General features: G+C 29.9%; 1 protein-coding gene. It reads left to right on the top strand.

Going from position 1 to position 268, the window contains the following annotated elements:
• A partial coding sequence (locus ACSUE0_RS14580; RefSeq protein WP_436957842.1) for an SDR family oxidoreductase occupies positions 1-268 on the top strand: 268 nt, incomplete at both ends.

Below are 268 nucleotides of genomic sequence, written 5' to 3'. Positions count from 1 at the left end.
AAGTAAATGAATTAGCACAGTTTGCCATTGATAATTATGGAAGAATAGACGTCTTAATTAATAATGCTGGAGTTATGCCATTATCTTTAATTCATAATAAGAAGATAGATGAATGGAACTCAATGATTGATGTAAATATTAAAGGTGTTTTAAACGGTATTTATTCAGTTATTTCTGGAATGAGAAATCAAAATTCTGGTCATATCATAAATATATCTTCTGTAGCTGGACACTTAGTTACTCCTGGTAGTGCAGTATATAGTGGAAC

The sequence above is a fragment of the Staphylococcus sp. AS1337 genome (genome assembly GCF_051408735.1).
Classification (GTDB): Bacteria; Bacillota; Bacilli; order Staphylococcales; family Staphylococcaceae; genus Staphylococcus; species Staphylococcus xylosus_B.
The sequence above is the reverse complement of the archived record's forward strand: the minus strand, read 5'-3'. Positions and strand labels throughout refer to the sequence as shown.